This window comes from Nitrososphaerales archaeon (genome assembly GCA_025058425.1).
Lineage (GTDB): Archaea > Thermoproteota > Nitrososphaeria > Nitrososphaerales > JANXEG01 > JANXEG01.
In genome coordinates, this window is sequence record JANXEG010000009.1 from 23430 (window position 1) to 31124 (window position 7695).

Genomic DNA, 7695 nt, shown 5'->3' on the forward strand with positions numbered 1-7695 from the left:
ACACCAATTCATAATTTAGAACAAAATTTAGAACAAACGATTTACAATGCTATGCGATGAAAAGTTGATACGTGGCTGATGGCTTCAAAGCTAAACTTAATTAGCGAATCCAAAATTAAATAATAAGGTAAAGGTACGATGGTCATCGATTTAATTGTAGGTTTCATCATTATCACAATCTCAATCTTACTAGCGATCGGCTCGAACTTTATGATAAAAAGGCTCATGAATAGAATCTTTAAAGATAAAGAGTTAGGGGAGCGTATTCATTCTAACGTAAAGAATGTGCTACTACTATTCATCATCTTAATAGGTTTAACTGCAGCGATAAGTTACTGGACCTTAAAGTTTCCGACATTCTTCTCTCATTGGATAAATGTCGAGTATCTGACGGTCATCGTCAAGCTATCGGTCGTAGCCTTGCTCGGTAGGTTAATAGCTGTGATTATAAGCAACCTCCTTAAGTCTCGAACCGAAAAGATAATAAAGGAAAGGCCCGAGATCGAGAAGTTCACAAAACTTTTACATAGGACGATCATCTATTTCATATACACCGTTACAATCCTTACAGCATTATACATACTCTTTTCCTCTCCACTGATTCCAATGGTTGGTTTAGAATTTGCCTTTTCATTGATATTCTTCTTCGCAGGCCTCACCGTACTATTCTTGATAATCTACGCATTGAATATGGCCTTGGTAAGGTTCACACATGGCTTAATAGTGAAGGAGCCACGATTGATTACTCTATACACCTTCTTAAGAAAGCTCATACTGGCCATCGTAACTGCTGTAGGGCTTTTGGCTATCATCTTAACTGCATTCCCTGCGACTGGAGGTGTCATCTTATCATTACTCATGGCTGCCGGTTTCGCATCGATCGTTATAGGCCTTGCGGCACAATCGAGCCTATCCAATATAATATCTGGAGCGTTGATCTCTATCTCACAGCCGTTTAAAATCGGTGAAGCTATTATGTTTAGGAATGAATTCTGCTTTGCAGAGGATATCAGGCTCATGTTCACGGTACTCCGTACATGGGATAATAGGCGTCTTATAGTTCCAAACTCCATCTTCCAATCGGAAGTCATCATAAATTATACGATGGGCGATCCCACGATGCTCGTGCCCATCGACGTACAAGTAGGTTACGAATCTGATTTAGATAAAGCGATGCAGATCATGTTAGATATCGCTAAGAAACATCCTGATTGCCTACCCCTGGGCAATATACCAAGAGTGGTGGTTATGGGCTTTGCAGATTCGGGGATAAATTTAAGACTTATCTCAAGGGCAAAGGATCAACCTACCGCCTTCAACATGGCTCGAGAGCTTTTATACCAGATCAAAAAGGAATTCGATGCAAATGGTATCGAGATTCCCTATCCGAGGAGACACTTGGTTCTAGATAGAGATTTGAAAGAGCGAATAGCGAAGATCGCTGATAGTTTAGAGATCATCGTCAACAACATGAAGAATTCGCAGAAATCGTGAATAGGTTATAGAATGGTATTGATCTTCACAATCTATCGAACTTTAATGAACGATTTGTTGAATTATATCTTTGTGATAAACTCGTGATCATGGAGTTATAGAATTTATGAAATGGAGGCCGTCGGTGGGATTTTCGAGGTCTTCTCGAACCCACGGCCAAGAGGTCCACAGCCTCTTATGCTACCGAGCTACACCACGACGGCCTCATCATATCTTATCTATTAAAGATGGATTTAAGGATAACCTTATTCGATCGAACCTTTGATGAGCCTGGGCTCGAAACAGGCGTAAGGATATCCATTATTTATAGTGCTTATCGCTACTTCTACCAATGATTCTGGCACATCGATCGATTTAACCTTCCAATCGAATCCAACTATGAATAACTCTTTTTCACCGCTTGATGTAACACTTGTACCCCAAACGGGCTTGCCATAAAAGGGCTTTACAATCCTCGCATTCAACTTAGCACATCTAGTATAACCATCTCCGCGCTTCACAAATTGTACACAGAGTAAGCAGAATCTTGATAACCACACTATATCCTTAATCCTCCTCCTACTCTTCCGAATATATTCTTCTAAGAGCTCCCTTTCCTTTCTTGACATCTCAGAAAATTCTTTTCGACCTTCATCCGTATCGATATAGTAATCAAGATTCTCGGTTACTTTCTCCCTCCAGTCTCGCTCTCCATCCTTCAAAGTGGCTTTATCCTCACTATACCATCCGCTAACTAATTAAATAATCTTTACTCTTATACCTTTTAAGATTTCAGAATTCGCTGATAATTGCCTCTTCATTATAAAAATTTTTAATAATCGGTTAGAAAAAGATCAAAGAATTTGAGTTTAAAATCATTTTTAATCGGATTAATCGATAAGAAATTTCACATTTACATAGCGAAAGTGTAATATACTATATTATGCAAAAACGATTGTAGTAACTTGCTGAGCTTTCTCGCTACAGTCATTGTAATAACGGCATCTGGCGCCCTTACTCCCGGCCCCCTATTTGTAGGGACACTGATTCAAAGTTCTAAAGAAGGTGCAAGGGCGGGAGTCCTTGTTGCTGTAGGCCACACGATCGTCGAACTCCCGCTTGTGTTTCTATTGGCCCTTGGATTGATCAACATCGGCGATCATACTCAATTAAAATCGATTATAAGTTTAGTAGGTGGAATTACTCTCATAATTTTAGGAGTATTGCAGGTAAATAGTATGTTTAAATCGAATCCGATCCACATTCAAAGTATCGGGAAGGGTTGGCTTCATAATTCATTAATTTTGGGTGTAATTCTCACAGGATTGAATCCCTTCTTCATTATGTGGTGGCTTACCATAGGGACGACTTTGATCATCAATGCGCTGATCCTAGCAGCGTTGTGGGGTGTAGTAATCATGTATGTGGCGCATGTGTGGATGGATTATGCTTGGTTGACCTTCATCGCTTCACTATCACGTAAAGGCTTCAGCATATTGGGATCGAGGGGTTATCGTATAGTAATCGGATCTTTAGGGTTGTTACTGATATATTTCGGCATTAACTTTATCTCCTCAGCATTGGCATGAGCCATTTTTAAGATAGTTTTGCCCCCTTTTTAATAAGACTTATCATTCCAACGTTCAGCGATACGATCATATAGAATAAGATCAAGAAGAATAAGAAAGATTTATAAGATGGTTATTAGAGTCTTCTTGCCATCAAGAGGTGGTTCAAATGAGTAAGAGGAACATAGGTGGATGGAAGTATAGGTGTACTTGTGGTTTTGAAACATTAAGTGTAGCCGAGGCAGTATCCCATCTCAATAAGAATGATGAAGCCCATCGACTCATCAGAATCGAAATCTAAATCCTGTTAGATCTTATTCAAACCACAAGTATTTATTAGCTAAACCGTTAGAGTAGGGTATTGGCTGCTTTGACTATGTTAATAAGTTTGGTGTAGAGTATATTATAGTAAGGTCGATAAGTTGGTAAATAGAATATGCATCTCCCATCGTAAGGATGTAGACGGTCTGTCTTCAGCCGCCCTGATCAAAGCAGCGATAGGGTGCAAGGTAATCCTCTCAGACTACGATGATTTAAAGGATAGGTTGAGCTCCGTTGGGGAATTTGACGAATTGTACTTATGTGATATGGGTTTAAATTTAGATGTTGCAGATAAGATTTTGCAGTATGCGAAGAATAGACCGATGAATTCTATACATTACATAGATCACCATACTTTAGATCCTTCTATACTGAAGAAGATTCGTGAAGCGGGTATCGATGTTACTCACTCAGAGGATGAATCCACAAGTGTATTGACCTATCAGAAGTTTTGTAAAGTTTTACCGAAGAAGGCTGAGTTATTGGCAGCTTACGGTGCAATCACAGATTACATGGATCTTCAACCCATCGCCCGTAAAATCATTCAAGGTTACGATAGGCAATTTATTCTACTCGAAGCAACCTTGCTTTCTTACGCATTGGCCAGAAGTGATGATGAATTTCTCTTAAAGCTTGTAGATCATCTATCTGAATTCAGATATCCACACCAAATTCCCAGTTTGATCGATCGGGCTATTGAGCAGGCTGAATATATAGCAGAATTGATCGTAAAGATCGAAATGAATGGTAAGAGGATGAAGAATTTTGCTTATATGGAGGTTAAGGAATCGATTACAGGCAATATCGCCCACTTCCTCATCGGTGTGTTTGATGTGCCTATCGGTGTGGTATACAGGGTTTTTAAAGATAGAGGTGTCTTTGAGGTCTCTTTGAGGGGGAGTAGTGAATGTCGACACCATTTGGGGATGATCGCATCGAGGATCGCCAATAAGCTCGGTGGCTTTGGTGGTGGCCATCCTAGGGCCAGTGGTGCTCAGATACCTTTGGAGAAGTTAAATGATTTCCTACAACTCTTGGATCAAGAACTCTCTAGATCGTGAGCTCAAACCAGTATTTTAAGGGGTGTTATATTCATTCTCTTTGATAACTTTGATAGCTCGTTGAATGTTTCATCATCTATCGGTATACCCTTACGAATCCTTTCTTGCAAAGTTCTATACTCTAACTCGCCCGCTAAAATGACTTCAACATTATCCATAGTGGGTGTAGATTTTAAAGCATCTATGTATTCTTCGATCTCCTTCAGATAATCTCTATAAGGTCTGAAATTATTTATATCGATCACCAATATTACAAACCCTCCTTGTGAGAATAGTGTTCTTTCCATCCTTAATCCATATTCACCACCCAACACTACACTGCATAAGATATCTATCGCTACCGCGAGCCCAAACCCTTTATAACCTCCTAAAGGCAGTACAGAACCCTCAATAATTTCTTTTGGATCGTTCGTAGCTCTACCATCCTTATCTATCCCCCATCCATCTGGGACCTTCTCTCCCTTCTTCGCTGCCAACACGATCTTGCCCATGGCGGCGACACTCGTCGCCATATCTAGGATGATCGGTGGCCCCCTCTCCCTCGGGAACCCGATCGATATCGGGTTCGTTCCTACAACCGCCCTTTTAAATCCGATCAATGCCATTCTGGGCGAGCCATTTGCCAACGATATACCTATAAACCCCCTCTCCACAACCTTTGAAACGTAATGTGATAATGCACCTACGTGCCTTAAATTCACTACACCCCCAATACTTATACCGCTCTCCTCAGCCTTCTTTATGGCGATCTCTGTAACTTTCATAGCTGGTATATGTCCTAAACTCCTATCGCCATCTAGAAGTATGTGATTCTTACCTTCACGAATTGTGCGAATCTCCGGCCTCGGGTTGATCAGACCATCTTCGAACCCTTTTATGTAGTAAGGTGTTCTCATTATACCGTGCGAATCTATACCTCTTAGATTGGTGAAGGCGAAGTGGTCTGCGATGATCTTCGCCCCTTCTTCCGAGACGCCGACCTTTTGAAATACTTCCTCTGTAAACCTTCTTAACTCGTCCACATGTACGTATATGGCCATTGGTTACATTATCTACTAGCACTTATTTTATCTTTTACCTTTAATTAGCAATACCCTTCCTAAAAAGCGAAGGGTGTAAATGGTTGGGCTAATGGATCTTATTCACAGGATACTTGGGCTCTTCGCCATGAAAGACCCTTAAGATCTCTTCAGCCGCCGTGATGGACATTCTCTTCCTACACTCTATCGTATTCGATGCTATATGAGGGGTTAAGATCACATTATCCAGCTCTAAAATAGGATCATCGGTAGGCAATGGCTCCTTATAAAATACATCGATACCCGCACCTGCGATCCAACCCTCCTTCAATGCCCTGACCAATGCATTGTGATCGACGATCGCCCCCCTTGCAATATTTATAAGAAATGCCGTCCTCTTCATCAACTTGAGCTCCCTCTCACCGATAAAACCGATCGTCTCTTGAGTCAATGGTAAAGATACAACGACGTAATCAGATTCGGAGAGTAAGCCTTCTAAGGTTGTGAATCTTAGATTCAACTTCTCCTCAAGCTCCACCTTCCTTACTATATCATTGTACAAAATATTCATATTGAATCCCTTGGCCCTTTCAGCTACACAACTCCCTATCCTCCCTAAACCGATTATTCCTATAGTCTTATTCGAAACATCACTGCCCATGAAGATCAAGGGATCCCTTACCAACCACTTTTTACTCTTTATATAATCGTTGGCTTTGCATATATTTCGTGAGAGGCATAAGATTAGAGCGAATACATGATCTGCTACGGTCTCACTCAATACGGGGGTTACTGTAACCCATACGCCTTTCTGTGTAGCTGCATCTACATCAACATTCTCATAACCGACACCATGCCTTGCGATGATCTTAAGTCTCTGTGCAGCATCGATCAACCTCTTCGTAATCCTTTCTACATTCGTTGTGACGAGCAATGCATCTACATCGCTCATTTCCTTCATCAACTCATCCTCCGTTGGAGGTCGTGGAAAGATCTTTAACTTAGCCTCCTTCTCCAATAATCTTATTCCTTCTTCTCTTATAGGGGCAGTTATAACGATTTTACGCATATCATATCTTTAGAGCTACTCAGTAGTAAACTTTTGCATCATTTGTGGTTTCTAAACAGATGAAGTATATTCGATGCTACCATATATAAAACGAAAGCACATTTACATGCTGCTATTTTCGTCAGTTTCATTAATGCCAAATGGCTAAATGATTTCTATGCTGTTAAAGAGGAATTATGGTAAAAGAGTATTTTCAACGACTTACCTTTTTGACTTCCTTAACTTTCTTTCTTAAAGGTTGTTTTGTTATGGTGGTGCTACATCGATCGAATTACTGCTCGCTGGACTTTCTAATAAATATCTAACTCTGATGGTGTAGGGTTTGAGTTCCTTAAAATCTGAAATCTTTATACCGATATCGCTAAATTTCTTCAACTCGTGAATGAAGTCTTCGAAGTAATCGTAGACTCCACAACTTATGCAGAATGGACCTTCGAACTCCAGAATGAGCTCCTTTCTGCCCATCTTGACCAGCCTTGCCGTGGCCTCTGGACTTCTATACTTATTGAATTCAGATATGGCCTTTAAGATGGAATCTTTGATTAAGGTTTTAGCAGATACCATCCAAACTAATATCTTGCTCTTACAAGTTTATTAAACTTGCCATTATAAGGTATCAAGGATCGCTAATCCCTTACCATAAAAGCCTTTGGACTTTTGATATCAAAAATTTTTTACTCTACCGATAGAGAAAGAGAGAAGATTTACAAAAGATGTCTTAAGTAATGGTTCAAACCAGAATGGCCAAACCATTACGATACACTTATCTTTAAATCTTGTGCCTAGACTGTATGATTCATATAATTGCTTGAATACAGACCCGTCTTCTAATCTTCTAAGAAAAGCCCGTTTGGAATTAACAAATATTCTACTCGACCTCTTTTATATCTGTTATTTTTACGATTAAACGATGCTGGATTCGAATACTCGAACCTTTATACTCCTTTAGCTTATGTTAAATCGATCCATAGAGGGCATCTTAATTCCAGGTTCGGAATATTTGAAGAAATATCATTATAAATGCTTTAAATTACTATTTTGTCGACCATTTCTACTAAAACTTAACATCATGGTTATAAATTCTGCAAATCTTTAAGCTTTTAAGTAAGTGTTCAATAAGTATATAATGATGTCAGAAGGAAGTAAATTATCAAGAAGAGCTTATTTAAAGTACATTGTCTCAT

The 7695-nt window shown here is 39.7% G+C and carries 8 protein-coding genes and 1 tRNA gene; 4 read left to right on the forward strand and 5 right to left on the reverse strand.

Annotated elements, in window-relative coordinates; translation table 11 throughout:
* Positions 1-138 precede the first annotated feature (138 nt).
* The gene (locus NZ896_01810; GenBank protein MCS7116189.1) at positions 139-1494 is read left to right on the forward strand and encodes a mechanosensitive ion channel family protein; all 1356 of its coding nucleotides are present in this window, start codon (positions 139-141) and stop codon (positions 1492-1494) included.
* 116 nt (positions 1495-1610) lie between these two features.
* Here NZ896_01810 and NZ896_01815 read toward each other — a convergent pair.
* Both NZ896_01815 and NZ896_01820 read right to left on the reverse strand, forming a co-directional pair.
* Positions 1611-1697, reverse strand: a tRNA-His gene (locus NZ896_01815).
* Positions 1698-1739: 42 nt separating this feature from the next.
* Positions 1740-2195, reverse strand: coding sequence for a hypothetical protein (locus NZ896_01820; GenBank protein ID MCS7116190.1), 456 nt, complete (start codon positions 2193-2195; stop codon positions 1740-1742).
* A gap of 243 nt (positions 2196-2438) precedes the next feature.
* Here NZ896_01820 and NZ896_01825 point away from each other — a divergent pair, with 243 nt between their 5' ends.
* The 3 genes from NZ896_01825 to NZ896_01835 all read left to right on the forward strand — a co-directional run bounded on the left by NZ896_01825 (position 2439) and on the right by NZ896_01835 (position 4423).
* Positions 2439-3062 carry a LysE family translocator gene (locus NZ896_01825; protein MCS7116191.1) on the forward strand — a complete coding sequence of 208 codons (624 nt, stop codon included), beginning with the start codon at positions 2439-2441 and terminating at the stop codon, positions 3060-3062.
* A gap of 148 nt (positions 3063-3210) precedes the next feature.
* Complete coding sequence (locus NZ896_01830) at positions 3211-3342, forward strand: hypothetical protein (GenBank protein MCS7116192.1); 132 nt, start codon at positions 3211-3213, stop codon at positions 3340-3342.
* Between the two features lie 121 nt (positions 3343-3463).
* Positions 3464-4423, forward strand: coding sequence for a DHHA1 domain-containing protein (locus NZ896_01835; protein ID MCS7116193.1), 960 nt, complete (start codon positions 3464-3466; stop codon positions 4421-4423).
* 2 nt (positions 4424-4425) lie between these two features.
* On the opposite strand, the gene NZ896_01840 is transcribed toward NZ896_01835, so the two are convergent.
* The 3 genes from NZ896_01840 to NZ896_01850 form a co-directional block, all read right to left on the reverse strand.
* Positions 4426-5463 (reverse strand): Ldh family oxidoreductase, encoded by a 1038-nt coding sequence (locus NZ896_01840; GenBank protein ID MCS7116194.1) that lies wholly within the window; start codon positions 5461-5463, stop codon positions 4426-4428.
* 88 nt (positions 5464-5551) lie between these two features.
* On the reverse strand, positions 5552-6511 hold the full coding sequence (locus tag NZ896_01845) for a D-glycerate dehydrogenase (GenBank protein MCS7116195.1): 960 nt from the start codon (positions 6509-6511) through the stop codon (positions 5552-5554).
* A 246-nt stretch (positions 6512-6757) separates the two neighbouring features.
* The gene (locus NZ896_01850; GenBank protein ID MCS7116196.1) at positions 6758-7075 is read right to left on the reverse strand and encodes a hypothetical protein; all 318 of its coding nucleotides are present in this window, start codon (positions 7073-7075) and stop codon (positions 6758-6760) included.
* Positions 7076-7695 lie beyond the last annotated feature (620 nt).

Coding starts and splice junctions, on each gene's coding strand:
- NZ896_01810 (MCS7116189.1), top strand. CDS start 139: ATGGTCATCGATTTAATTGTAGGTTTCATCATTATCACAATCTCAATC.
- NZ896_01830 (MCS7116192.1), top strand. CDS start 3,211: ATGAGTAAGAGGAACATAGGTGGATGGAAGTATAGGTGTACTTGTGGT.
- NZ896_01840 (MCS7116194.1), bottom strand. CDS start 5,463: ATGGCCATATACGTACATGTGGACGAGTTAAGAAGGTTTACAGAGGAA.
- NZ896_01845 (MCS7116195.1), bottom strand. CDS start 6,511: ATGCGTAAAATCGTTATAACTGCCCCTATAAGAGAAGAAGGAATAAGA.
- NZ896_01850 (MCS7116196.1), bottom strand. CDS start 7,075: ATGGTATCTGCTAAAACCTTAATCAAAGATTCCATCTTAAAGGCCATA.